Below are 22,651 nucleotides of genomic sequence, written 5' to 3' on the forward strand. Positions count from 1 at the left end.
AGCGCGGGACGGCCACGGCCGCCCGACCTCGTGTCCGCGCTCCATCCACCTGTCCCGGCTCCCGGCACCGTTTCGATCCCGCGTCACGGGGTGCGTCCCGGTCAGCGCACCCTCGACGGCGGTCGCGCATCGAGAAGGTGCTGGTCGGGCGACCAGAACTCGCTCGCACGGGGTGGCCGTGCCACCGAATGGCGTCCCGTTCCGCGTCACGCCACAGCCGACATGACCCTCCGCGACGTCGCCGTCAGAGCGCTTGGTAGATCACGGTGGGTGGAGACGAAGGGAATCGAACCCTCAACCCCCGCCTCGCAAAGATGGACGACCACGTTGACCAGGGCCTCTGCCAGCGACGATGTCCGCGCGGGCCGTCACTCGGTGCTCCTCCGCATCGCCGGTAGCTCTGGTTTCGTGCCACGAGGCGTGCCACGAAGCGGTGGGTTGGCGCGTCCACTCGCCGCCAGGAGACCCGGTGACCACATGCAGATCCTCCACCTGGTCGGCATCTCGCCCTACGTTCTCGGGCTCCCTGATGGCGATCGACCGCGACTGTCCAGGTCGCAGGTCAGCGATCAACGCGCATGGCAAGGTTCGACCCTCTATCGCTGTGCAAGCGGTTGTGCGCCCAAAGTGAGTCGCACCGGGCTCAGACTGTCGGAACGGTTCCGCCGTCGATCACGTACTCGGCGCCGACGATCGCCGAGGCGCGGTCCGAGACCAGGAACCCGATCAGATCCGCGATCTCCTCGGGGTGCGCGAACCGTCCCAGGGGCACGCCCCCGAGGGAGTCGTAGATCGTCTGCTTGGCGGCGTCCCGGGTGAGGCCGTTGCCCTCGGCGATCCGGTCCACGAAGGTCTCGTAGGCCTCGGTCTCGATCCCGCCCGGGCTGATGGCGTTGACGCGGACCCCCCGTGGTGCGAGCTCGTTGGCGAGTCCCTTGCTGTACGTGCGCAGGGCGGCCTTCGCCGCCGCGTACGCGAGCGACGCGTCGTAGAGCGGTAGTTCGCGCTGGATCGACGTGGTGTGCACCACCACGCCCGACCCGGACTCGACCATGGCCGGCAGGAGCGCCCGGTCGAGCCGCACCGCACCCAGGAGGTTCAGGTTCAGCTCGACGAGCCACTGGTCGTCGGTGATGACCGCGAAGCCACCGGGCGGCGTCGACGCACCTCCGACGACGTGCACCAGGATGTCGAGTGCGCCGCCGGTGGCGATGCGAGCCGCCACGGCGTCGGTGCCGGCCGTCGTGGACGTGTCCGCCGCGATGAAGCGGTCGGGTCGGTCGTAGCCGTCGGGCATCGTCCGGGCCGTCGTGTACACGTCGGCCCCCATCTCGCGCAGCCTCTCGACCACGGCTTTCCCCGTGCCCTTCGAGCCGCCCGTGACGAGGGCCCGGCGACCGTCGAGGCGATCGCGATCGGTTCTCTCCACTGACGATCAGTCCTCGTGGTTGGCGATGACGAGCTCGGCGATGAGGTCGTCCCGCAGCGTGAACCGGTAGTCGAGCTCGGCGACGCCGCCCGGGAACGTCCCCTCGAGCCGCACGGTGACCACGGCGTGGGTGTCGTCGACGCGGTGGGCCCCGATCTGCTCGGTCGTGAACTCGAACTGTGACCCGGCGTCCCGCAGGAACGCGTGGACCTGCTCGCGGCCGCGGACGGTCTCGCCCACGTCGACGAGGACCACGTCGTCGGTGAAGAACGACGAGGCGGTGTCGTCGTCGTGGACGACGTGGGCGGCCATGAAGTCGCGCACGGTGGCCGGAATTGCCTCGGACGGGACGTCGGTGTGCTGTGTCATGCGCCCACCGTGCGAGTTCGCGGCGCGGGAAGGTCAAGCCGTGGACCCTCCCCCGGGGAGAGGGTCCAGGCTGCAGGGGTGCTGACCATCGGGGAGTTCTCGCAGCTGACGCACCTGAGCGTGCGCACCCTGCGTCGGTATCACGAGGCGACCCTGCTGGAACCCGCCGTCGTGGACGAGGCCACCGGATACCGCTACTACGGCGTGGACCAGATCCCGACCGCCCCGGTCATCCACCGGCTCCGCGAACTGGACGTCCCCCTGAGCGACGTCCAGCGGATCCTGCGGACTCCTGACCCCGGCGTTCGGGCAACGCTGGTCGCGGACCACCTGCAACGCCTGGAGGACGAGCTCGCCCGCACCCGGGCTGCGGTGGTCTCGCTGCGCCGCCTGCTCCGGCCCGACCCCGCCCCGATCGATGTCGAGCTGCGGGCGGAGCCCGCCCGGACGGTCGCGGCGGTAGAGGGCGTCGTCGGGCCTGACGACGTGGCGGCCTGGTACGAGGGCGCGATGGCCGAACTGGAGGCGGCCGTCGGCGCCGCTGCGACCGGGCCACCGGGCGGCAGCTATGACGACGCCCTCGTCGAACAGGAACGCGGTCACGCGCTCCTCTACCTGCCGACCGCTGCGCCACCTCGGACCGGACGCGTGCACCCCGCGGACCTGCCGCCCGTGGAACTGGCCGTCACCACCCACGTCGGCGAGCACGACGGCATCGAGGTCACCTACGGCCAGCTCGGGACCTGGGTGGTGGAGAACGCGATGTCGGCGGCCGGAGTCCGGGAGCGCTACCTGGTCGGGCCGCGCGACACCCCCGACCCGGGCGCGTGGCGCACCGAGATCGGCTGGCCGGTCTTCCGGGTCGGCTGATCGTCGTGGGAGCCATGGACGAGATGATCGACGGGGCCGTTGTCGGACAGCTCGCGCGGCTGCTGAGGCAGGTCGGCGTCGAGCCGACGGCGCTCGAGGCGTGTCGCGTCGCGGATCAGAAGCTCCGTCGACGGGTCGACGTCGTGCGGGATGCCCTCCTGGTCGATCTCCCTCCGGGGTACGACGAGGCGGCCGCGATGGTGCGCGCGGCGTTCGAGGACGAGACGTTCACCGGCTGGATGCTGTGGCCGGTCTCGGAGGCCGTCGTCGACCGGACCCTGGCGTCGGGGTCCGCGCGGAGCTTCGACGACGCGCTGAACGTCCTCGCCCTGCTCACCACCCGGTTGTCCGGCGAGTTCGCCATCCGCAGGATGCTCGACGCCCGGCTCGAGCGGACGCTCGAGGTGGCCGCGGCATGGACGCGGAACCCGGATTTGCACGTGCGCCGACTCGCGAGCGAGGGGACGCGCTCCCACCTGCCGTGGGCCCGGGGCGTCCCCGAGCTGGTCCGCCGGCCCGGGGTCACCCGCGCCGTCGTCGACGCGCTCTACACCGACGAGTCGGAGTACGTGCGCCGGTCGGTGGCCAACCACGTCAACGACCTCGCGCGAGACGATCCCGACCTCGCGGCCGACATCGTGGCGGGCTGGCTGGACCACCCGGACGAGAACACGCCTCGTGTTGCCCGTCACGCGATGCGCACGTTGATCAAGAAGGGCCATCCGAGAGCCCTCGAGCTGATGGGGTTCGAGGGCTCCGATTTCCAGGTGGACGGACCGTCGGTCATCGAGCACGACGTCCCCGTGGGCGCGGAGGTCCGGTTCACCGCGCGGATCACCAACACCGGAACCGTCGCGGCGCGGACCGCGATCGACTACATCATGTACTTCCGGAAAGCGCGCGGGGTGCTGCGACCCAAGGTGTTCAAGATCATGTCTCGGTCGATCGCACCGGCTGAAACGGTCCTCGTCGACACGTCGTACTCGTTCCGGGCTCGGACGACCCGGGCCTTCCACCTCGGCGAACACGCAATCGAGCTGCAGGTCAACGGGCGACCCTACGGCCGCGACACCTTTCGACTCATGGACCCGGAGGAGATGTCGTGACTGCGATGGAGCAGATTCTCGCGATCGTGGAGTCGATACCGGCGGGGCGGGTGACGACCTACGGGTCGATCGCCGACGTCGTCGAGGGCGCGACCGCGCGCAGCGTGGGTCACGCGCTCAGGACTGATGGTCATGCTGTGCCGTGGTGGCGTGTTGTCACCGCGAGCGGTCGTCCCGCTCCTGGTGCCGAGCACGCCGCGTACGAGCGTTTCCTCGAGGAGAAGACCCCTGTGGACACGGCCGACGACGGGACCTACTCGGTCGACGTCGCGGCTGCGATATGGCACATCCCGAGTTCACCATCCCTTTCTGCGGGTCGGAGCGGGGCGGTTCGTGCTGAGGACGAGACCGGAGGCGCAACGAGTACACGCACCCGGCAGACCAGGGAGCGGCAAGAGATGATCGAACCGCGGCTGGGCGGGCGCTGCACACGTTGATCGCACACCGTGCCGCATTCGGCCGCTGTGGAGTGGTCATGGGGGCGATCGAGGGGCCGACCTCTGGAGGCCGCCGGCGGCGCAGACAACGTGTGGGTATGGGAGGTAGTGCAGGAGGAACCGAATCCACGGCTCCCCCTACCGCCCTGTTGGTGTTCGTCGTCGTCGGCCGCGCACATGCCGGCCATGGCGGCCGAACCGTGAACTCCGTCAACGGATGTGACGGGAGTCGGCGACGAGCACCGCCGTCATCTCGTACCACGTCCGGATACGTACGATCGTTTCGGCGCAGGTTCTCGCTGGTCACAGTGGGTGGAAACGAAGGGAATCGACCACGTCGACCAGGGCCTCTACCAGCACCAACGTCCTCGCGAGACGTCACTTCGTGCTCACAGAGCACGCCACTGACCCTCGTTTCGTGTCACGAGGCGTGTCACGTGTGTGTCTCAACAGGTTCTCGCCCGCGTGGAAGCCGGCCGATCAGGCCGTGCCGGCGCGCTCGCTCCGGATGATGCCGACGGTGTCGAGGATGTGCCGCTTCATGTGCAACGCGGCGGCGTCCGGGTCCTGCTCGTGCAGCGCGGCGCGGACGGCTTCGTGGTCAGCATGGCGCTGTTCGAGGGCACTGTGGAGCGGTAGGTCCGAGGGGCCGGTGTTGATGAGGAAGTCGCTGAGGTCCCAGAGGCGCGCGGCGTAGTCGACGATGATTCGCGAGTGGGCCATGGTGTGGATGACGCCGTGGTACTCCCGGTTGGCGACGCGGTAGCCGTGGGACCTCGCTGCGGGGTCGTCGTCGTGGGTGAGGGCCTCGATGCGGGCGCCGACCGTGTCGAGCTCACGGAGCTGAGCCTCGGTACGGCGGGTAGCCGCCAGGCCGGCGGCGGTCGACTCGACGCTGGCGAAGAGCTCGAAGAAGTCGTCGATCTCCTCGGGGGCGTAGCGGGCCACCTCGACCCCGACCTGGGGAATGATCTCGACGAGACCGTCGATCGACAGACGCCGTAGCGCGTCCATGACCGGTTGCTTGCTGACTCCGTGCGCCTGGGCGATCTGCTCTACCGAGAGGCGCTCGCCGGCCTCGTGGTCGCCCTCGAGCAGGCTCTCCTTGATCCCGTCGTAGACCACCGACGAAAGCCGGGAGCCCGTGGGGCGTCGACCACCCGTCGTTGCTGAGGCCAGCCTCGGGCGCCGGGTCGAGCCCGGTGACGGCGAGGGATCAGGAACGCTCACGAGCCCACCGTAGCGACGACCGAAGGCCGGTTCGGTGTCATCGGCAGGCATCGCGGCTCCTCGCAACGTGGGGGTTGTAGGCCTGGAGAGGCCCGCGCTACCTTGCATTGGCACGCTAGCATTTCAGCTGCTCGACGGGGAGCGTTCGGCTCCCGTTTGTGGAGGTGGCCGCCATGGCATTGGCGCTGTGCGCGATGTCCCACTCGCCGTTGCTGAGCCTCAACGAGCCTCGCAGCGAGGTGCGGGCGCGGGTGGACGTGGCCCGCGAAGAGGCCCGGGCGTTCGTCACCGCCTACGAGCCGGACCTGGTGGTCGTGATCGGCCCGGACCACTACAACGGCTTCTTCTACGACCTGATGCCGCCGTTCTGCATCGGCACCGCGGCGACCTCGATCGGCGACTACGACACCGTCGCCGGCCCGCTGCCGGTCGAGCACGACACCGCCCTGGCGATGGCCGGCGCGGTGCTCGACGCCGAGGTCGACGTCGCGGTCTCCGAGCGGATGAAGGTCGACCACGGGCTGGTCCAGCCCCTGGAGTTCCTCTTCGGTAGCTTCCACCGCTGCCCGCCGGTGATCCCGGTGTTCATCAACGGGGTGGCAGTACCGCTGGGACCGGCGCGCCGTGCCCGCCTGTTGGGCGACGCGATAGGCGGTTTCGCCGCCGGTCTGGACCGCCGCGTGCTGCTGCTCGCCTCCGGCGGCCTGTCGCACGACCCGCCGGTCCCCCAGCTCGCCTCGGCCACCCCCGAGGTGGCCGAGGGCCTGATCGACGGCCGCAACCCGACCCCGGAAGCGCGTGCCGCTCGGCAGGAGCGCGTGATCGTCGCGGGTCAGCGCTTCGCCGAGGACCCCACGACGCTGCAGGACCTCAACCCGGAGTGGGACCAGCTCGTCCTCGACACCCTGGTCTCGGGCCGCCTCGCCGACGTGGACCGCTGGACCAACGCCTGGTTCCAGGAGCAGGCCGGCAACTCCTCGCACGAGGTCCGCACCTGGATCGCGGCCTACGCCGCGCTCGCCGCCGCCGGCCCCTACGAGGTCGGCACCCGCTTCTACGAACCGATCCGCGAGTGGATCGCCGGGTTCGCGGTCACCACCGCCACCCCGACCGCCGGCCAGGCCCACCTAGCCATGGCCAGGGCCCACAGCACCACCACCGGCGCCTGACGCGCCGATCTCCCATCTCAGGACGGGCCACTCACCACGAGCGGACCGGCGAAGGAGCAGTCATGGAGTTCTGCGTAGGAACCTGCGCGAAGATCGACTCGGTCGGGCTCGTGAAGCAGGCCGAAGACGCCGGCGCCACCCACTTCGGCGTCGGAGACGGCCCGCTGCTGTTCTCCGACCCTTACCAGTACCTGGCCCTGGCCTCCCAGCAGACCTCGACGATCAACCTGGGGACGTGGGTGACCAACCCGCTGACCCGCATCGCCCCGGTCACCGCCAACTCCCACGCCACCCTCAACGCGTTGGCCCCGGGCCGGACGTTCATGGGCATCGGTACCGCGAACAACGCGCTGCGCTCGATGGGCTCGAAGCCGGCGACGATCAAGGACCTCGACCAGGCGATCCGGGTCGGTCAGAAGCTCATGGCCGGCGAGCGGACCGAGTTCACCTGGCGCGGCGAGACCCGCGAGGTGGAGTTCCTCGACCACAACGGCTATTGGTACAACGACTCCGACCCGATCAAGACCTGGATCGCCGCCGGCGGGCCGCGCGGCCTGCGGCTGGCCGCCCAGACCGCGGACGTCATCTGCTACTGCCTGGGTCCGCAGCCCGAGATGATCCAGCTGATCCGCCGCGAGATCGACAAGGGCGTCGCCGACGCCGGCCGCCCCCCGGGCTCGGTGAAGCTGGCCGGGCTGGCGTGGTTCTACCAGCTCGAGAACGGAGAGGACTGGCAGGACGCGGTCGACAACGGCTTCGGCTCGGGCCCGATCAGCTCCTGCATCACCAACTCCGGGCTGATGGCCCAGCACGTCGAGGAGCTCGGCCAGCCCATCGTCGATGCCTCCACCAAGGCCGCGATGGCTTACCTCGGTGACCCGAACGACCCGAACCCGCCGCACCACCTCGACGTGTGGTCGAAGTACCTGCGCGGCCTCGACCCCTCGCACCGGCCGCTGATCACCAAGGAGCTCGTCGACTACTGGTGCCTCTACGGCACCCCCGACCAGCTGCTGGAGAAGACTCAGCTGATGTACGAGAACGGCGTCGACATCGTCTCGGTGTTCATCTCCAACCCGTTCCGGGCCACCACCGACATCGACAACATCGGCAACTCGATCATCGCTCGCCTCTGAGCCGGCCGACCCACCACCAGCAGAAAGAGGTCCGACGATGGAACTCGACCCCCGCACGACCGCCGTGGTGGCCGTGCACATGATCAACGACGTCGTCACCCACGAGGGCGCCTTCGGGCAGTTCTTCGGCGAGGGCGTGGAGCGCGGGCAGATCATCCGCCAGGTCGGCCGGCTGCTCGACGCCGCACGCGGCGCCGGCGCCACCCCGGTCTACACCCGCGTGGTGTTCAAGCCTGGTCACCCCGACCTCGTCGTCAACTGCCCGCTGCTCGGCGTCGTCGCCCAGACCGGCGCGGTCGAGGACGGCAAGCCCGGAGCCGAGATCGTCCCCGAGCTCACTCCGCAGGCCGGCGAGCACGTCGTCGACCACCAGCGCCTCACCGGCTTCCACGGCACCGAGCTCGACGTCCTGCTGCGCGGCAAGGGCATCACGACCGTCGTGCTCGCCGGTGTCGCCACCAACGTCTCGGTCGAGGGCACCGCCCGCGAGGCAGTCAACCTCGGCTACCGCACCATCGTCGTCTCCGACGCCTGCTCCGCGGCCTCCGATGAGGCCCACCAGGCCACCCTCGACACCTTCGGCCTGCTGGGCGAGGTCGTCACGGTCAACGAGGTCGAGGCGGCGCTGGAGAGGGCGGCGGTGCCGGCGTGACCGCAGCGGACACCGAGAAGCTCTCCATCTGGAACACCCTCAAGCTCGTCCCGCACACGGTGCGGTGGGTCCAGGTCGGCGACTGGGACACCCGTGTCCTCGAAGCCGGTCAGGGCAACCCGGAAGCGCTCGTGCTCATGCACGGCACCGGTGGGCACCTCGAGGCCTACACCCACAACATCGCCCGCTTCGCCGAGCGCTACCACGTCATCGCCTACGACTTCCCCGGTCACGGCGGCACGACTCACGCCAAGGTCGACCTCGAGCTCGACACCTACGTCGAGCACCTCGCCGGACTACTCGACGAGCTGGGTGTCGAGAAGGCCCACCTGAATGGGGAGTCCCTCGGCGGCTGGGTGGCGATCAAGTTCGCCGCCGCCCACCCGCAGCGGGTGGCCAAGAGCGTGCTCAACACCCCGGGCGGCACCATGGCCACCCCCGAGGTCATGGAGCGCATCCGCAGCCTGTCCCAGGCCGCGGCCGACGACCCGACCCCTGAGCAGGTGCGGGCCCGGCTCGAGTGGCTGATGGCCGACAACGCCACCGTCACCGACGAGCTCGTCGACGTCCGACGCACCCTCTACGCCCGCCCCGGCTACGCCGAGTCCGCCCGGCACATCCTGTGCCTCCAGGACCCCGACATTCGCCGCCGCAACATGGTCACCGACGAGGACCTCGCCGCCGTGCCCGGACCGACCCTCGTGGTCTGGACCAGCGACGACCCGTCCGGACCGGCCAAGACCGGCATGGACATGGCCGAGAAGATCCCTGACGCACGGTTCGAGGTCATCACCGGGGCCGGCCACTGGCCCCAGTGGGAGCAGTCCGAGCACTTCACCGACCTCGTCCTGGCGTTCCTCGAGGACTGACCAGGACCCGCCCGTCCCCGGTCGCTCCACACCGGGGACTGGCCGCGCCGGTCCCACCCGATATCTGTCAGGAAGGACGCCTCGGTGTCGTCCCCCAGCTCCGCCGCGCATGTCGACCAGGCCGCCGTCCTGGACGCGGCCGCCCGACTGATCTCGGCCGCCGACGAGCGCCGGCCGTGCCCGCCGGTGCGCGACCTGATCGGGCGCGACGACGTGCGCGCCGCCTACGCGGTCCAGAGCGTCCTCCACGAGCGCGCACTGGCTGCCGGACGGCGCGTCGCGGGCCGCAAGATCGGTCTCACCGCGCCGGCCGTCCAGGCCCAGCTCGGAGTCGATCAGCCCGACTTCGGCGTGCTCTACGCCGACATGGACGTCACCGCCGACGCCACGCGCAGCGGCGTGGAGACCACGAGGCTGCTGCAACCCAAGATCGAGGCCGAAGTCGCGTTCGTGCTGGCAAAGGACCTGCACAGCCCCACCGCGGACGGGACCTTCCGAGCCGAGGAGCTGGCCGACGCCATCGCCGCGGTGGTCCCGGCGCTGGAGATCGTGGACTCTCGCGTAGCCGGGTGGGACATCTCCTTCGGGGACACGGTCGCCGACAACGCTTCGTCCGGGCTCTACGTGCTCGGCACTGACCGTGCAGAGCCTGACCTCTTTGGGCCCGACCTCGACGCCGGCCTCGCCGCAGTGTCGATGACCATGATGCGCGGCGACGCGGCCGATGCGGAGCAGGTCTCCGCCGGACACGGCGCCGACTGCCTGGGCAGCCCGCTCCGGGCACTGGCCTGGCTCGCCAGTACGGCCGTCCGCTTCGGCGACCCGCTGCGCGCCGGCCAGGTAGTCCTCGCCGGCGCCCTCGGACCGATGGTGCCGGTCGCCGCCGGCGACACCTTCCGGGCCGACATCACCGGCCTGGGCTCCGTCGCCGCCCGCTTCACCCCCTCCTCCCGGGAGCACTCATGACCACCACGAAGGTCGCCATCATCGGCTCGGGCAACATCGGCTCCGATCTCATGCTCAAGATCGTTCGGCTCTCCGAGAAGCTCGAGGTCGCGGCACTGGTCGGCATCGACCCCGACTCCGACGGACTCGCCCGGGCCCGGCGCCTCGGCATCGCCGCGGTCGACACCGGCGCGCAGGGGCTCGTCGAGCTCGAGGGCTTCGACGACATCGACATCGTCTTCGACGCCACGTCCGCCAAGGCGCACGTCGCCAACGCCGAGCTGCTGCACCCGCACGGCAAGCGCCTGGTCGACCTGACGCCCGCGGCGATCGGCCCCTACGTCGTGCCGCCGGTGAACCTCGAATCGCTGGTCGACGCCGGAGACGTCACCGACGTCAACATGGTGACCTGCGGCGGCCAGGCCACGATTCCGATCGTCACTGCGATCTCCTCGGTGGCCCCGGTGCCGTACGCCGAGATCGTCGCGTCGATCGCCTCGAAGTCCGCCGGCCCCGGCACCCGGGCGAACATCGACGAGTTCACCGAGACCACCGCGGCCGCGATCGAGCACGTCGGCGGCGCGGAGCGCGGCAAGGCGATCATCGTCCTCAACCCCGCCGACCCGCCGCTGATCATGCGCGACACGGTGCTCTGCCTCGTCGGCGACGCCACGAACCCGCCGGATGAGCAGGTCCTCGCCGCGGAGATCACGGCAGCGGTCGAGGCGATGGTCAAGACCGTCGCCGAGTACGTGCCCGGCTACCGCCTCAAGCAGGCCGTCCAGGTCCGGCCCGTCCCCGACGACCAGGCCCTGCACACGCTCATCGGCGAGCACGCCGCCTCCGAGCACCGCCCGACCCACCAGGTGTCGGTGTTCCTCGAGGTCGAGGGCGCCGCGCACTACCTCCCGGCCTACGCCGGCAACCTCGACATCATGACCTCGGCCGCCCTGCGCGTCGGCGAGGAACTCGCCACCCGGAGCGCCTCATGAGCACCCCGAACCTCTACGTCCAGGACGTGACCCTGCGGGATGGCATGCACGCCATCCGCCACCGCCTCGCCCCCGAGACCGTCGGCACCATCACCCGCGCCTTGGCCGACGCCGGCGTCGACGCCATCGAGGTCTCCCACGGCGACGGGCTCGCCGGCGCGAGCCTGACCTACGGGCCCGGCTCGAACACCGACTGGGAATGGATCAGCGCCGCGGCCGAGGCGATCGACGCCGCCGAGAACAGCCCGGTGCTGACCACGCTGCTGCTGCCCGGCATCGGCACCATCGCCGAGCTGCGTCGCGCCTACGACCTCGGGGTGCGCTCGGTACGGGTCGCCACCCACGCCACCGAGGCCGACGTCGCCGCCCAGCACGTGGCCACCGCCCGCGAGCTGGGCATGGACGTCTCCGGCTTCCTCATGATGAGCCACATGGCTCCCGCCGAGGAGCTCGCCCGGCAGGCCAAGCTCATGGAGTCCTACGGCGCCCACTGCGTCTACGTCACCGACTCCGGCGGCCGCCTCACCATGGACGACGTCCGCGACCGCATCCGCGCCTACCGCGACGTCCTCGAGCCGGTCACCCAGATCGGCATCCACGCCCACGAGAACCTCTCGCTCTCGGTCGCCAACTCCGTCGTCGCCGTCGAGAACGGCGTCACCCGCGTCGACGCCTCCCTCGCCGGTCAAGGCGCCGGCGCCGGCAACTGCCCGATCGAGGCCTTCGTCGCCGTCGCGAACATCCACGGCTGGACCCACCGCTGCGACCTGTTCGCCCTGCAGGATGCCGCCGACGACCTCGTTCGCCCGCTGCAGGACCGGCCGGTGCGTGTCGACCGCGAGACGCTGACCCTCGGCTACGCGGGCGTCTACGGCAGCTTCCTGCGCCACGCAGAGAACGCCGCCGCCCACTACGGGCTCGACACCCGCGACATCCTCGCCGAGATCGGACGGCGCGGGCTCGTCGGCGGCCAGGAAGACATGATCGTCGACGTCGCGCTCGACCTCGTGACCGAGCGGGGTGCCGCATGACGGCACAGATCGACCCGACGACGCTCACCGTCGGGGTGCTGGGCGGCACCGGCGCCCAGGGCAAGGGCCTGGCCCTGCGCTGGGCTTGTGCCGGCATCAGCGTCGTCATCGGATCCCGCGACGCCGGTCGCGCCGAGGTCGCCGCCAAGGAGTACCGCGAGGCCACCGGTGTCGACCACGTTCGGGGCACCGACAACGCCACCTGCGCCGCCGAGTCCGACGTCGTGCTCGCCGCGATCCCGTGGGAGTCGCACGCCGAGACGCTGCGCAGCCTGGCTGCACCACTAACGGGCAAGATTCTTGTCGACTGCGTCAACCCGATCGGGTTCGACAAGAAGGGTCCGTACCCGCTGCCGGTCGAGGAGGGCAGCGTCGCCCAGCAGGCCGAGCACCTCCTTCCGCAGTCCCGGGTCACGGCGGCGTTCCACAACGTCTCGGCGGTGCTGCTCGCCGACCTCGAGCAGTCCGAGGTCGACTGCGATGTCCTCGTCCTGGGCGACGACCGCGACGCCACTGACGTCGTCCGCGCCCTCGCCGACGCCATCCCCGGCATGCGCGGGATCTACGGCGGGCGGCTGCGCAACGCCTACCAGGTGGAGTGCCTGACCGCGAACCTCATCGCGATCAACCGCCGCTACAAGGTCCACGCCGGCATCAAGATCACCGACCTCTGAGCTGCGACGCCATCAGCGCCGCGCCACCTCCGAAGACCTCCTCGAGCACGACCTGGAGACGTCATGTCAACGCCAGCCACCACTCCCAGCACCTACACCGGCCGACTGCCCCAGGGCGCCCTCACCTCCGAGGCACCCGGCGCCCGCGTCGTCGCCGGACCGGACGCGGACGGCTTCGACACCGACGTCCTGGTCATCGGCACCGGACCCTTCGGCATCGCCACCGCTCTCGCCCTGGCCACCTACGGCATCCGGGTCCGCACGGTCACCCGCTGGAACTGGGTCGCCAACGGCCCCCGCGCCCACATCACCAACCAACGCACCCTCGAGGTCCTGCGCGACCTCGGCGTCGAGCAGGAGGCGCTCAAGCACGCCACCCCGTGGGAGCTGATGGGCGACACCCTGTTCGCGAGCAGCCTCACCGGCGACGAGATCGCCCGGCTGCGCACCTGGGGCACCGGCGACGAGCGCCACGGCGACTACGTCCTCGGCAGCCCCTGTCCGCTCGCCGACATCCCGCAGCCCTACATGGAGCCCGTGCTGGTCGCCGCGGCCGCGGAGCGGGGCTGCGTCTTCGACTTCAACACCGAGTACTGCGGCCTCGACCAGGACGACGACGGCGTCACCGTGCACCTCGCCAACGCCCTCGACGGACGCATCTACGACCTGCGCGCCCGTTATGTCGTCGGCGCCGACGGCGCACGCTCCCAGGTCGTCGCCGACCTCGACCTGCCCATCGAGGGCACCATCGCCCGCGCCGGCACCCTCTACACCCGCTTCCGCGCCGACCTCTCACGTCACGTCGAGCACCGGCCGAGCATCCTGCACTGGTTCATGCGCCCCGGCGCCAGCTTCGGCGAGATCGGCATGGGCCTGCTGCGCGCCATCCGCCCGTGGGACGACTGGATCGCCGGCTGGGGCTACGACATGGCCGACGGCGACCCCGACACCGACCCCGAGCGCGTCACCGCCAAGATTCGCGAGCTGATCGGCGACCCCGACCAGGACATCGAGATCGTGTCCTGCGCGCCCTGGTACGTGAACCAGGCCAACGTCACCCAGTGGTCGAAGGGCCGCGTGTTCTGCGGCGGCGACGCCGTGCACCGCCACCCACCGTCGAGCGGGCTGGGCTCCAACACGTCGATCCAGGACGGCCACAACCTGGCCTGGAAGCTCGCCTACGTCGTCCGCGGCTGGGCCAGACCCGAGCTGCTCGAGACCTACAACGACGAGCGCCGCCCCGTCGGCGAGCAGATCGTCGCTCGCGCCAACAAGTCGCGCGTCGACTACGCCCCGCTCAACGAGTGCTTCCGCACCGAGGGCGAGGCGGACCCCATCGCCGCCGGACTCGCCAAGCTGCGCGACCCCTCCCCGGCTGGCGTCGAGGTGCGCGCTGCGCTCACCGAGGCCCTCGAGCTCAAGAACCACGAGTTCAACGCTCAGGGCGTCGAGCTCAACCAGCGCTACACCTCCACCGCCGTCGTTCCCGATCCCGATGCCGCCCCGGAGGAGTGGCCTCGGGACCCCGAGCTCTACCTGCAGGCCACGACCAGGCCGGGCGCCAAGGTTCCGCACACCTGGCTGGTCGACGCGCGCGGACGGCGCACCTCGACCCTTGATGTCACTGGGCACGGCCGGTTCAGCCTGCTCACCGGATTCGCCGGGCAGGCGTGGGTCGCCGCGGTCCGCAAGCTCGACCTGCCGTTCCTCGACGCGGTCGTCGTCGGCGCCAAGGGGACCGAGGACCCCTACCGCGGTTGGGACCGCCTGCGTGAGGTCCACGAGGCCGGCGCCGTCCTCGTGCGACCCGACGGGTTCGTCGCCTGGCGGCACCTCGACGCCCAGTGGGACGACGACGACGCGCAGCGGGCGCTCGAGGACGCCCTTCACCAGGTGCTCGGGATCAAGGAGCCGCCGACAGCATCGGGAGCAGGGCCCTCGTGAATCCCGGCCGGAGCCCGCCGGGACCGACAGCCCAGACCGCGACACAGCTGTCCCCGGCGCCGCTCTCAGCCCAAGGGCCGAGCGCGCCGCCGGGCAAGTCCTCGTCGGCAGCTTGATCGCCTTCGACCTCGTCTTCGTGCTCGCGACACTGACCAACCCGACGTGGTGGCGGTGGCTCGTGCTGGTCGTGATCGTCGTCGCGCAGTGGCCTTCGCGCACTTCACGCGTCTCTTCCGCTCGCCGTAGCGCGCTCGAGCTCGCTGGGCGACGTATCGAGCGGAAGAGCACCGCCTCGATTTCGTGCCACGTCCGGGCACGGACGATCACGTACTTGAGCGTTTTTCAGGTCACAGTGGGTGGAGACGAAGGGAATCGAACCCTCAACCCCCGCCTTGCAAAGGCGGTGCTCTGCCAATTGAGCTACGTCCCCGAGGGTCAGGACGAGGTGGTCGCCTCGCGCCAGACGTCTCGCGTCGGTCGTTGATCGCGGTGGCGCCGGAGGAGCAGGGCGGCACCGGCGGCCAGGGCGAGCGTCACGAGTGCCTTCACTGCACCCCTTCCGACGACGACCAGGCCTACGGTACCGCAGCACCCACACTCGTCCCCGAGCACGCGACGGGCACGTTGCGCATGATCGACGGCCTCGCGGACCTGCCGGACGTGCTCCTCGCCGCCGCGAGGCACTCGCACGACATCCCTCGAGGGACCCGTCGCTCGGACCTGCCCCGGTGATCGTCCACGGGTATCGCCGGGTGGCGGGCGGGCGGTAGGACTCACCCGTCGGACGACGAGGTCTCGTGGACGGGAGCGCGGATGGCCGGGACGGATCGTGCCTACGTGGTGGGCACGTTCGACACGAAGGGCGAGGAGCTGCGCTACGTCGCCGGGCTCCTGCGCGACGCGGGGCACGCGGTGACGACGGTCGACGTCGGCACCAGCGACCCGGACGGGAGCACCGCGGACGTCACGTCGCGCGAGGTCGCCGGCGACGACGCGTTCACCGGCGACCGCGGGAGCTCGGTCGCGGCGATGTCCGCGGCTCTCGAGCGGTGGCTGCCGGCGCGCGACGACCTCGCCGGCGTCCTCGCGCTGGGCGGCTCCGGGGGGACCGCGATCACCACGCCGGCGCTGCAGCGCCTGGCGGTCGGCGTGCCGAAGGTCGTGGTGTCGACGGTGGCGTCGGGCAACGTCGCGCCGTACGTCGGCGCGGTCGACATGACGCTGATGTACTCGGTCACCGACGTGGCCGGGCTCAACCGCATCAGCCGCCGCGTGCTCGCCAACGCCGCGCACGCGCTGGGCGGGATGATCGCGGCTGAGACGCCGCCGGCGCAGGACCGGCCCGCGCTCGGCCTGACGATGTTCGGGGTGACGACGCCGTGCGTCACCGCCGTGGCCGAGGCCGTCGGCGACCGCTGGGACTGCCTCGTCTTCCACGCCACCGGCACCGGCGGGCGGGCGATGGAGAAGCTCGTCGACGACCGGCTGGTCGAGGCCGTCGTCGACGTGAGCACCACCGAGATCGCCGACCTCGTCGTCGGCGGCGTCATGGCCGCCACCGAGGACCGCCTCGGAGCTGTCGCGCGGACCGGCGTGCCGTGGGTGGGGTCGGTCGGCGCCCTCGACATGGTCAACTTCGGGGCGCCCGACACCGTGCCCGAGCAGTTCCGCGGGCGCACCTTCTACGAGCACAACGCGCAGGTGACGCTCATGCGCACCACGCCCGAGGAGAACCGGGCCGCTGGTGAGTTCCTCGCGCGGCAGCTCAACACCTGCCCCGGCCCCGTGCGCCTCGTGCTGCCGACCGGCGGCGTCTCGGCCCTCGACGCCCCCGGCATGCCCTTCGCCGACGCCGAGGCCGACGCCGCGCTCTTCGACACCCTGCGGCGGGAGTTCCGGGAGAGCGACGACCACCGCATCGTCGAGAGCCCCCACCACGTCAACGACCCCGAGTTCGCCGCGACGCTCGTCGCGGCGCTCGCCGAGGTCACCGAGAACCCCGGAGGACGCCCGTGACCCGCGCCGAGATCCTCGATCGCCTGCGCGCCAAGGTCGACCGCGGCGAGCCGATCGTCGGCGGCGGGGCCGGGACCGGCCTGTCCGCCCGCTGCGAGGAGGACGGCGGGATCGACCTCATCGTCATCTACAATTCCGGCCGATACCGCATGGCCGGCCGCGGTTCGCTCGCGGGATTGCTGGCCTACGGCAACGCCAACGACATCGTCGTCGAGATGGCGCGCGAGGTCATCCCCGTCGTGCGGCACACCCCGGTGCTCGCGGGGGTGAACGGCACCGACCCGTTCCTCATCCGTCCCCGCTTCCTGCGCGAGCTGCGCGAGCTCGGGTTCGCCGGCGTCCAGAACTTTCCGACCGTCGGCCTCATCGACGGCACCTTCCGGGTGAATCTCGAGGAGACCGGGATGGGGTTCGACCGCGAAGTCGAGCTCATCGCCGCCGCGCACGAGGAGGATCTGTTGACGACCCCGTACGTGTTCTCCGCCGACGACGCCCGCGCGATGACCGACGCCGGCGCCGACATCGTCGTCTGCCACATGGGACTCACCACCGGCGGCTCGATCGGCGCGCAGACCGCGAAGTCGCTGGACGACTGCGTCGCGCTCGTCGACGAGTGGGCGCAGGCGGCGCTGTCGGTGCGCGACGACGTCCTGGTCCTCGTGCACGGCGGGCCCGTCTCGTCCCCGGACGACGCCGCGTACGTCCTGTCCCGCACGCGCACCTGCCACGGCTTCTACGGCGCCAGCAGCATGGAGCGCCTCCCCACCGAACAGGCCCTCACGGCCACGACCCGCGCGTTCGTCGACCTGCGCCCCACCCCCCTGGAGGAGATCTGATGCCCGAGACCCGCAGCAGCACGGTCATCCCGGCCGACGTCGACGCCGTCTGGCGCGTGGTGCGCGACTTCGACAGCCTGCCCGCCTGGGTGCCCGCGGTCGCCGCCTGCCGGCTCGACGGCGACGTCCCGGCCGACCAGGTCGGCGCGGTCCGCCGGCTCGCCCTCGACGGTGACGGCGGCACGGTCGTCGAGCAGCTGGTCGCCCTCGACGACCGCGAGCGGACGCTCACGTACGCCATCCTCGAATCGCCCTTCCCCGTGCAGGACTACCGCGCGACCATCCGCGTGTTCCCCGTGACCTCCTCGGGCGAATGCTTCGTCTCCTGGTCGGTCCTCTTCGACTGTGACCCCGGTGACGCCGAACGGCTCATGGCGTTCTTCTCCCGGGATGTGTTCGCCAGCGGACTGGAGGGCCTCGCGGCGCATTTGTCCTCGGCAGCGTGACGCGCACGGCACGAATCGGGACCGGTGCGAACACCTCGTCATTTCTTTGCTAATCTCGCGAGAGCAACGAATAGACGGCACCTCATCGGTTCGATGAAGTAGTGAGGAGTCACGCCCGCCATGGCGCAGAAGACCATCGTCACCCTGGTCGACGACCTGACCGGCGAGGAGGCCGAGGACATCACGACGGTCGAGTTCGCTCTCGACGGTGTGACGTACGAGATCGACCTCGACGACAAGAACAGCGCGAAGCTGCGCGACGCGCTCGCCGACTACGTCGCCGCGGCCCGCCGCACCGGCGGCCGGCGTTCCTCGGGCAGCGGCGGTCGCCGTCGCTCGGGCGCGGGGACGGGCACGCCGCGCGCGACCTCGCCCGGCGGCTACGACCGCGAGACCTCCAAGCAGATCCGCGAGTGGGCCAAGGCCCAGGGCTTCGAGGTGTCCGACCGCGGCCGCGTGCCCAACAACGTGGTCGAGGCGTGGGAGGCCCAGCGGAAGGGTTCCGACCACTCCGCGACCTTCTCGGGCTGAGCACGACCCCCGAGCACGACGACGGCCCCGGAGCGCGATGCTCCGGGGCCGTCGTGTCGTGGGGTGCACCCGTGGGGGTGGGCCCAGCTGGATTTGAACCAGCGACCTCGTCGTTATCAGCGACGCGCTCTAACCAACTGAGCTATGGGCCCTCGCGGCGACCAACCGGTGCGGGCGCCACGGTACCGGACGGTCACGCGGCGCCGGACACCCGGCCCCTGCCCTCCCGCCGCGCTAGTCGCGCTCGGAGAGGGTGACCTCGATGCCGCCGGCGACGTCGGCGGAGATGTTGTAGATGAACGCCGAGACGCTGGCCAGCGCGGTGAACAGGATGATGTTCACGACCCCGATCACCGCCGCGACGCCGAACACGCCGCCCGCGGTGATGAGCTCGCCGCCACCGCCCGAGTCCGACGTCAGGTCCTGGTAGGTGCCGTTGAGCTGCGCCCAGACGCCCATCCCGTCGAGCACCGCGTAGAGCACACCGACGGCGAACATCCACACGAAGAACAGGGCCACGCCGAGCACGAGCGCGAGCTTGAGCACCGACCACGGGTCGAAGCGGCGCACCTGCAGGCTCGCCCGCCGCGGCGCCTTGGCCGTACGCGGACGGCCCGCCGAGAGCTCCGTGACGTCGTCGGGCTCGCGGCGCGGCTCGTCGTCGTCACGGCGCATCCCGAGCTGCTCGGGGGTGAGCTGGTTGGTGGGCGCGTCGATGCCGGATCCGCTCGGCGCGCCCGTGCTGTCGGGCCGTGCGGTGCCCGACGCCGGCGCCGTCCGCACGGCGACGGGGATGCCGCCCGACGGCGTCCCCGACCCCTCGCCGGGTGGGCGCCCGTAGCCGGGGCCGCCACCCTGCGGACCGGGGCCGCCGGGGCGCGGGAACGGGCCCGACGGCGGCTGCGAGCCGCCCGGGCCGCCGGGACCCGCGGGGCCGGCCGGGCCACCCGCTCCGGGGCCCTGACCCGCCGGGCCACCGGGGCCCCCCGGGCCGCCCGGTCCGGGCCGCGGCGGCCCCGACGGCGCACCGCCGGGACGTCCCGCCGGCACCGGGCCCGACGGCGGGCCGGTCGCCACGCCGCCGCGCTGCCACGGCGGGGGCGGGCCCGCCGGGCCACCCGCGGGCGACTCGCCGCCGTCCGCGCCCGACCCGGACGCCGCGCCCGGCTCGCCGTCCGCCGGCTCGCCGGGCTTGCCGGGCTTGCCCTCGTCGACGGTCCCGACCTGCGTGGTCGAGTCCGCCTCACGGGTCCCGGGGTCCCCCGACCGATCGGCCTCCTGCGTGCCCGTCCGCGACCCGCCCGACGTCTCCGACGTCGCGGGGTTCGGCTCGTCCGGCTTGCTGGGTGTGCTCACGGCAGGACTCGTCTCGTCGCTCGGTGACGGGGCCGGGGGCGTCGGGGGACGACCGGGGCCGATCAGGGCTGGGGCTGGGTGGTCGCGCCGCCCGCGTCGGGGTCGACGGCGTTCTCGGCGTTGCGGGCGATCGCGAGCAGCGTGCCACCCTCACCGAGGTTCATCAGTCGCACACCCTTGGTCTGGCGGCCCGCCTTGCGGACCTCCTTGGCGGTCGTCCGGATCACCCCGCCGCTCGTCGTGATCGCGTACAGCTCGTCGTCGAGCTCGACGATGAGCGCACCCACGAGGGTCCCGCGCCGGCGGTCGTACTGCAGCGTCAGCACGCCCTTGCCGCCCCGGTTCTGCACCGGGTACTCCTCGATCGGCGTGCGCTTCGCGTAGCCGCCGCCGGTGGCGACGAGCAGGAACGTGCCCTCGCGGACGACGCCGAGCGAGAGCAGCTCGTCGCCGCTGTTGAAGCGCATGCCGGTGACGCCGGACGTCGCACGGCCCATCGGGCGCAGCGCGTCGTCGGTGGCCGAGAACCGGATCGACTGGCCCTCCGCGGACACGAGCAGCAGGTCGTCGTCGCCCGAGCAGAGCACGGCGCCGACGAGCTCGTCGCCCTCGCGCAGGTTGATGCCGATGAGGCCGCCGGCGCGGTTGGAGTCGAAGTCGGTCAGCCGCGACTTCTTCACCAGCCCGGACCTGGTGGCGAGCACCAGGTAGGGCGAGGCCTCGTAGTCCTGGATGTGCATGACCTGCGCGATCTGCTCCTCGGGCTGGAACGCGAGGAGGTTCGCGACGTGCTGGCCGCGGGCGTTGCGGGTGGCCTCGGGCAGCTCGTAGGCCTTCGCCCGGTACACCCGGCCGCGGTTGGTGAAGAACAGCAGCCAGTCGTGCGTGGAGCAGACGAAGAAGTGGGAGACGATGTCGTCCTGCTTCAGCGTCGCGCCCTGCACGCCGCGGCCGCCGCGCTTCTGGGTCCGGTAGAGGTCGGTCTTCGTGCGCTTCGCGTAGCCGGTGCGCGTGATGGTGACGACGACGTCCTCGACGGCGATGAGGTCCTCGTCGGCGACCTCGCCGTCGTAGCCGACCAGGCGGGTCAGGCGGTCGTCGCCGTACTTCTCGACGATCTCGCCGAGCTCGTCGCGGACGATCTGCCGCTGGCGTTCGGGCCGGTCGAGGATGTCCTGCAGGTCCCGGATCGTCTCCTCGATCTCGGCGAGCTCGTCGACGATCTTCTGGCGCTCGAGGGCGGCAAGGCGCCGCAGCTGCATGTCGAGGATCGCCTGGGCCTGGACCTCGTCGACGTCGAGCAGCTCCATGAGGCCCGTGCGCGCGACGTCGACGGTCTCCGAGCGCCGGATCAGCGCGATGACCTCGTCGAGGGCGTCGAGCGCCTTGACCAGGCCGCGCAGGATGTGGGCCCGCTCCTCGGCCTTGCGCAGGCGGTAGCGCGTGCGCCGGACGATGACGTCGATCTGGTGGCGGATCCAGTGCCGGATCATCTGGTCGAGCCGCAGGGTGCGCGGCACACCGTCGACGATCGAGAGCATGTTGACGCCGAAGCTGTACTGCAGCTGGGTGTGCTTGTAGAGGTTGTTCAGCACGACCTTCGCGACGGCGTCGCGGCGCAGCGTGATGACGATGCGCCGGCCCACGCGGTCCGACGACTCGTCGTTGATCTCCGCGATGCCCTGGAGCTTCCCGTCGCGCACCAGCGTCGCGATCGACTCGATGAGCGAGTCCGGGTTGACCTGGTAGGGCAGCTCGGTGACGACCAGGATCGTGCGGCCCTTGGCGTCCTCCTCGGCCTCGACCACCGCGCGCATGCGGATCGAGCCGCGTCCGGTGCGGTAGGCCGACTGGATGCCGTCGGTGCCGACGACGAGCCCGGCGGTGGGGAAGTCCGGGCCCTTGATGCGCTCCATGAGCGCCTCGAGGGTCTCCTCCTCCGAGGCCTCCGGGTTGTCCAGCGCCCACGTCGCGCCCGCGGCCACCTCACGGAGGTTGTGGGGCGGGATGTTCGTCGCCATGCCCACCGCGATGCCGGCCGAGCCGTTGATCAGCAGGTTGGGCACGCGGCTCGGGAGCACCGACGGCTCCTGCGTGCGACCGTCGTAGTTGTCGATGAAGTCGACGGTCTCCTCGTCGATGTCGGCGAGCATCGACATCGCGAGGGGGGTGAGGCGGCACTCGGTGTAGCGCATGGCCGCGGCCGGGTCGTTGCCCGGCGAGCCGAAGTTGCCCTGCCCGTCGATCAGCGGGTAGCGCATCGACCACGGCTGCGCGAGGCGCACGAGCGCGTCGTAGATCGCCGAGTCGCCGTGGGGGTGGTAGTTCCCCATGACGTCGCCGACGACGCGGGCGCACTTGACGTAGCTGCGGTCGGGCCGGAAGCCCGAGTCGTACATCGAGTACAGGACGCGGCGGTGGACCGGCTTGAGGCCGTCCTCCACCAGCGGCAGCGCGCGACCCACGATGACCGACATCGCGTAGTCGATGTAGGAGCGCTGCATCTCCTGCTGGATGTCGACCAGCTCGATGCGGTCGCCGGACCCACCGGGAGGCAGGGTCGTCTCGGTCACGCGGCTCTCACCTTTCGCACTGTATCGGGGCCGGGGGTGC

Annotated in this window: 22 protein-coding genes and 2 tRNA genes; 16 read left to right on the forward strand and 8 right to left on the reverse strand. The window is 71.2% G+C overall.

What is annotated here, in order from left to right; genetic code table 11:
- Nucleotides 1-643 precede the first annotated feature (643 nt).
- Nucleotides 644-1,429: an SDR family oxidoreductase gene (locus tag PH190_RS09985; RefSeq protein WP_274231352.1), complete on the reverse strand. Its 786-nt coding sequence runs from the start codon at nt 1,427-1,429 to the stop codon at nt 644-646.
- A 6-nt stretch (nt 1,430-1,435) separates the two neighbouring features.
- Nucleotides 1,436-1,798, reverse strand: coding sequence for a nuclear transport factor 2 family protein (locus PH190_RS09990; protein WP_274231353.1), 363 nt, complete (start codon nt 1,796-1,798; stop codon nt 1,436-1,438).
- 78 nt (nt 1,799-1,876) lie between these two features.
- On the opposite strand from PH190_RS09990, the gene PH190_RS09995 reads away from it, so the two are divergent.
- From PH190_RS09995 to PH190_RS10005, 3 genes are read left to right on the forward strand one after another with little or no spacing between them, the layout of a single operon-like run.
- Entirely contained in the window at nt 1,877-2,668 is a 792-nt protein-coding gene (locus tag PH190_RS09995) for a MerR family transcriptional regulator (RefSeq protein ID WP_274231354.1), read from the forward strand.
- A 14-nt stretch (nt 2,669-2,682) separates the two neighbouring features.
- A complete protein-coding gene (locus PH190_RS10000) occupies nt 2,683-3,774 on the forward strand; it encodes a DNA alkylation repair protein (RefSeq protein ID WP_274231355.1) in 1,092 nt (363 codons plus the stop codon).
- 5 nt (nt 3,775-3,779) lie between these two features.
- A complete protein-coding gene (locus PH190_RS10005) occupies nt 3,780-4,211 on the forward strand; it encodes an MGMT family protein (RefSeq protein WP_274231393.1) in 432 nt (143 codons plus the stop codon).
- Between the two features lie 480 nt (nt 4,212-4,691).
- On the opposite strand, the gene PH190_RS10010 is transcribed toward PH190_RS10005, so the two are convergent.
- The gene (locus PH190_RS10010; protein WP_274231356.1) at nt 4,692-5,336 is read right to left on the reverse strand and encodes a GntR family transcriptional regulator; all 645 of its coding nucleotides are present in this window, start codon (nt 5,334-5,336) and stop codon (nt 4,692-4,694) included.
- Nucleotides 5,337-5,614: 278 nt separating this feature from the next.
- Here PH190_RS10010 and PH190_RS10015 point away from each other — a divergent pair, with 278 nt between their 5' ends.
- The 9 genes from PH190_RS10015 to PH190_RS10055 all read left to right on the forward strand — a co-directional run bounded on the left by PH190_RS10015 (nt 5,615) and on the right by PH190_RS10055 (nt 14,853).
- Entirely contained in the window at nt 5,615-6,610 is a 996-nt protein-coding gene (locus PH190_RS10015; RefSeq protein ID WP_274231357.1) for a 3-carboxyethylcatechol 2,3-dioxygenase, read from the forward strand.
- A 62-nt stretch (nt 6,611-6,672) separates the two neighbouring features.
- Entirely contained in the window at nt 6,673-7,746 is a 1,074-nt protein-coding gene (locus tag PH190_RS10020; protein WP_274231358.1) for an LLM class flavin-dependent oxidoreductase, read from the forward strand.
- A gap of 37 nt (nt 7,747-7,783) precedes the next feature.
- Nucleotides 7,784-8,398 carry a cysteine hydrolase family protein gene (locus PH190_RS10025; protein WP_274231359.1) on the forward strand — a complete coding sequence of 205 codons (615 nt, stop codon included), beginning with the start codon at nt 7,784-7,786 and terminating at the stop codon, nt 8,396-8,398.
- Nucleotides 8,395-9,267 (forward strand): alpha/beta fold hydrolase, encoded by an 873-nt coding sequence (locus PH190_RS10030; protein WP_274231360.1) that lies wholly within the window; start codon nt 8,395-8,397, stop codon nt 9,265-9,267. Before PH190_RS10025 ends, PH190_RS10030 begins: the two co-directional genes overlap by 4 nt.
- Before the next feature lie 186 nt (nt 9,268-9,453).
- The gene (locus PH190_RS10035) at nt 9,454-10,233 is read left to right on the forward strand and encodes a 2-keto-4-pentenoate hydratase (protein ID WP_274231361.1); all 780 of its coding nucleotides are present in this window, start codon (nt 9,454-9,456) and stop codon (nt 10,231-10,233) included.
- Nucleotides 10,230-11,204, forward strand: a complete 975-nt coding sequence (locus tag PH190_RS10040; RefSeq protein ID WP_274231362.1) for an acetaldehyde dehydrogenase (acetylating) — start codon at nt 10,230-10,232, stop codon at nt 11,202-11,204. The genes PH190_RS10035 and PH190_RS10040 overlap by 4 nt, the downstream gene beginning before the upstream one ends.
- The gene (gene dmpG / locus PH190_RS10045) at nt 11,201-12,235 is read left to right on the forward strand and encodes a 4-hydroxy-2-oxovalerate aldolase (RefSeq protein WP_274231363.1); all 1,035 of its coding nucleotides are present in this window, start codon (nt 11,201-11,203) and stop codon (nt 12,233-12,235) included. The genes PH190_RS10040 and dmpG overlap by 4 nt, the downstream gene beginning before the upstream one ends.
- Complete coding sequence (gene npdG, locus PH190_RS10050) at nt 12,232-12,909, forward strand: NADPH-dependent F420 reductase (RefSeq protein WP_274231364.1); 678 nt, start codon at nt 12,232-12,234, stop codon at nt 12,907-12,909. Before dmpG ends, npdG begins: the two co-directional genes overlap by 4 nt.
- A 63-nt stretch (nt 12,910-12,972) precedes the next feature.
- On the forward strand, nt 12,973-14,853 hold the full coding sequence (locus PH190_RS10055) for an FAD-dependent monooxygenase (RefSeq protein WP_274231365.1): 1,881 nt from the start codon (nt 12,973-12,975) through the stop codon (nt 14,851-14,853).
- Nucleotides 14,854-15,210: 357 nt separating this feature from the next.
- On the opposite strand, the gene PH190_RS10060 is transcribed toward PH190_RS10055, so the two are convergent.
- Nucleotides 15,211-15,283 (reverse strand) — tRNA-Ala (locus PH190_RS10060).
- 5 nt (nt 15,284-15,288) lie between these two features.
- Entirely contained in the window at nt 15,289-15,390 is a 102-nt protein-coding gene (locus PH190_RS30760; RefSeq protein WP_420791620.1) for a DLW-39 family protein, read from the reverse strand.
- A 276-nt stretch (nt 15,391-15,666) separates the two neighbouring features.
- Between PH190_RS30760 and PH190_RS10070 the strand changes: the two genes are divergently transcribed.
- From PH190_RS10070 to PH190_RS10085, 4 genes are all read left to right on the forward strand, one after another.
- Complete coding sequence (locus tag PH190_RS10070; RefSeq protein ID WP_274231367.1) at nt 15,667-16,869, forward strand: Tm-1-like ATP-binding domain-containing protein; 1,203 nt, start codon at nt 15,667-15,669, stop codon at nt 16,867-16,869.
- Entirely contained in the window at nt 16,866-17,705 is an 840-nt protein-coding gene (locus PH190_RS10075) for a phosphoenolpyruvate hydrolase family protein (RefSeq protein WP_274231368.1), read from the forward strand. Before PH190_RS10070 ends, PH190_RS10075 begins: the two co-directional genes overlap by 4 nt.
- On the forward strand, nt 17,705-18,151 hold the full coding sequence (locus tag PH190_RS10080; protein WP_274231369.1) for an SRPBCC family protein: 447 nt from the start codon (nt 17,705-17,707) through the stop codon (nt 18,149-18,151). Before PH190_RS10075 ends, PH190_RS10080 begins: the two co-directional genes overlap by 1 nt.
- Before the next feature lie 120 nt (nt 18,152-18,271).
- Nucleotides 18,272-18,682: a histone-like nucleoid-structuring protein Lsr2 gene (locus tag PH190_RS10085; RefSeq protein ID WP_274231370.1), complete on the forward strand. Its 411-nt coding sequence runs from the start codon at nt 18,272-18,274 to the stop codon at nt 18,680-18,682.
- A gap of 78 nt (nt 18,683-18,760) precedes the next feature.
- Here PH190_RS10085 and PH190_RS10090 read toward each other — a convergent pair.
- From PH190_RS10090 to gyrA, 3 genes are all read right to left on the reverse strand, one after another.
- Nucleotides 18,761-18,834 (reverse strand) — tRNA-Ile (locus PH190_RS10090).
- An 82-nt stretch (nt 18,835-18,916) separates the two neighbouring features.
- Nucleotides 18,917-20,038 (reverse strand): DUF3566 domain-containing protein, encoded by a 1,122-nt coding sequence (locus PH190_RS30765; RefSeq protein ID WP_420791616.1) that lies wholly within the window; start codon nt 20,036-20,038, stop codon nt 18,917-18,919.
- Between the two features lie 62 nt (nt 20,039-20,100).
- Nucleotides 20,101-22,611, reverse strand: a complete 2,511-nt coding sequence (gyrA, locus tag PH190_RS10100) for a DNA gyrase subunit A (protein ID WP_274231371.1) — start codon at nt 22,609-22,611, stop codon at nt 20,101-20,103.
- Nucleotides 22,612-22,651: the final 40 nt, after the last annotated feature.

Origin of the sequence: Actinomycetospora straminea (assembly GCF_028737255.1) — a bacterium.
GTDB classification, from domain to species: Bacteria; Actinomycetota; Actinomycetes; order Mycobacteriales; family Pseudonocardiaceae; genus Actinomycetospora; species Actinomycetospora straminea.

What these genes read in the sequence shown, in the direction of transcription:
- PH190_RS10005 (WP_274231393.1), top strand. Translation starts at nt 3,780, where the DNA reads ATGGAGCAGATTCTCGCGATCGTGGAGTCGATACCGGCGGGGCGGGTG.
- PH190_RS10020 (WP_274231358.1), top strand. Translation starts at nt 6,673, where the DNA reads ATGGAGTTCTGCGTAGGAACCTGCGCGAAGATCGACTCGGTCGGGCTC.
- npdG (WP_274231364.1), top strand. Translation starts at nt 12,232, where the DNA reads ATGACGGCACAGATCGACCCGACGACGCTCACCGTCGGGGTGCTGGGC.
- PH190_RS10015 (WP_274231357.1), top strand. Translation starts at nt 5,615, where the DNA reads ATGGCATTGGCGCTGTGCGCGATGTCCCACTCGCCGTTGCTGAGCCTC.
- dmpG (WP_274231363.1), top strand. Translation starts at nt 11,201, where the DNA reads ATGAGCACCCCGAACCTCTACGTCCAGGACGTGACCCTGCGGGATGGC.
- PH190_RS10070 (WP_274231367.1), top strand. Translation starts at nt 15,667, where the DNA reads ATGGCCGGGACGGATCGTGCCTACGTGGTGGGCACGTTCGACACGAAG.
- PH190_RS10025 (WP_274231359.1), top strand. Translation starts at nt 7,784, where the DNA reads ATGGAACTCGACCCCCGCACGACCGCCGTGGTGGCCGTGCACATGATC.
- PH190_RS10000 (WP_274231355.1), top strand. Translation starts at nt 2,683, where the DNA reads ATGGACGAGATGATCGACGGGGCCGTTGTCGGACAGCTCGCGCGGCTG.
- PH190_RS10080 (WP_274231369.1), top strand. Translation starts at nt 17,705, where the DNA reads ATGCCCGAGACCCGCAGCAGCACGGTCATCCCGGCCGACGTCGACGCC.
- PH190_RS10055 (WP_274231365.1), top strand. Translation starts at nt 12,973, where the DNA reads ATGTCAACGCCAGCCACCACTCCCAGCACCTACACCGGCCGACTGCCC.
- PH190_RS10085 (WP_274231370.1), top strand. Translation starts at nt 18,272, where the DNA reads ATGGCGCAGAAGACCATCGTCACCCTGGTCGACGACCTGACCGGCGAG.
- PH190_RS09990 (WP_274231353.1), bottom strand. Translation starts at nt 1,798, where the DNA reads ATGACACAGCACACCGACGTCCCGTCCGAGGCAATTCCGGCCACCGTG.
- PH190_RS10040 (WP_274231362.1), top strand. Translation starts at nt 10,230, where the DNA reads ATGACCACCACGAAGGTCGCCATCATCGGCTCGGGCAACATCGGCTCC.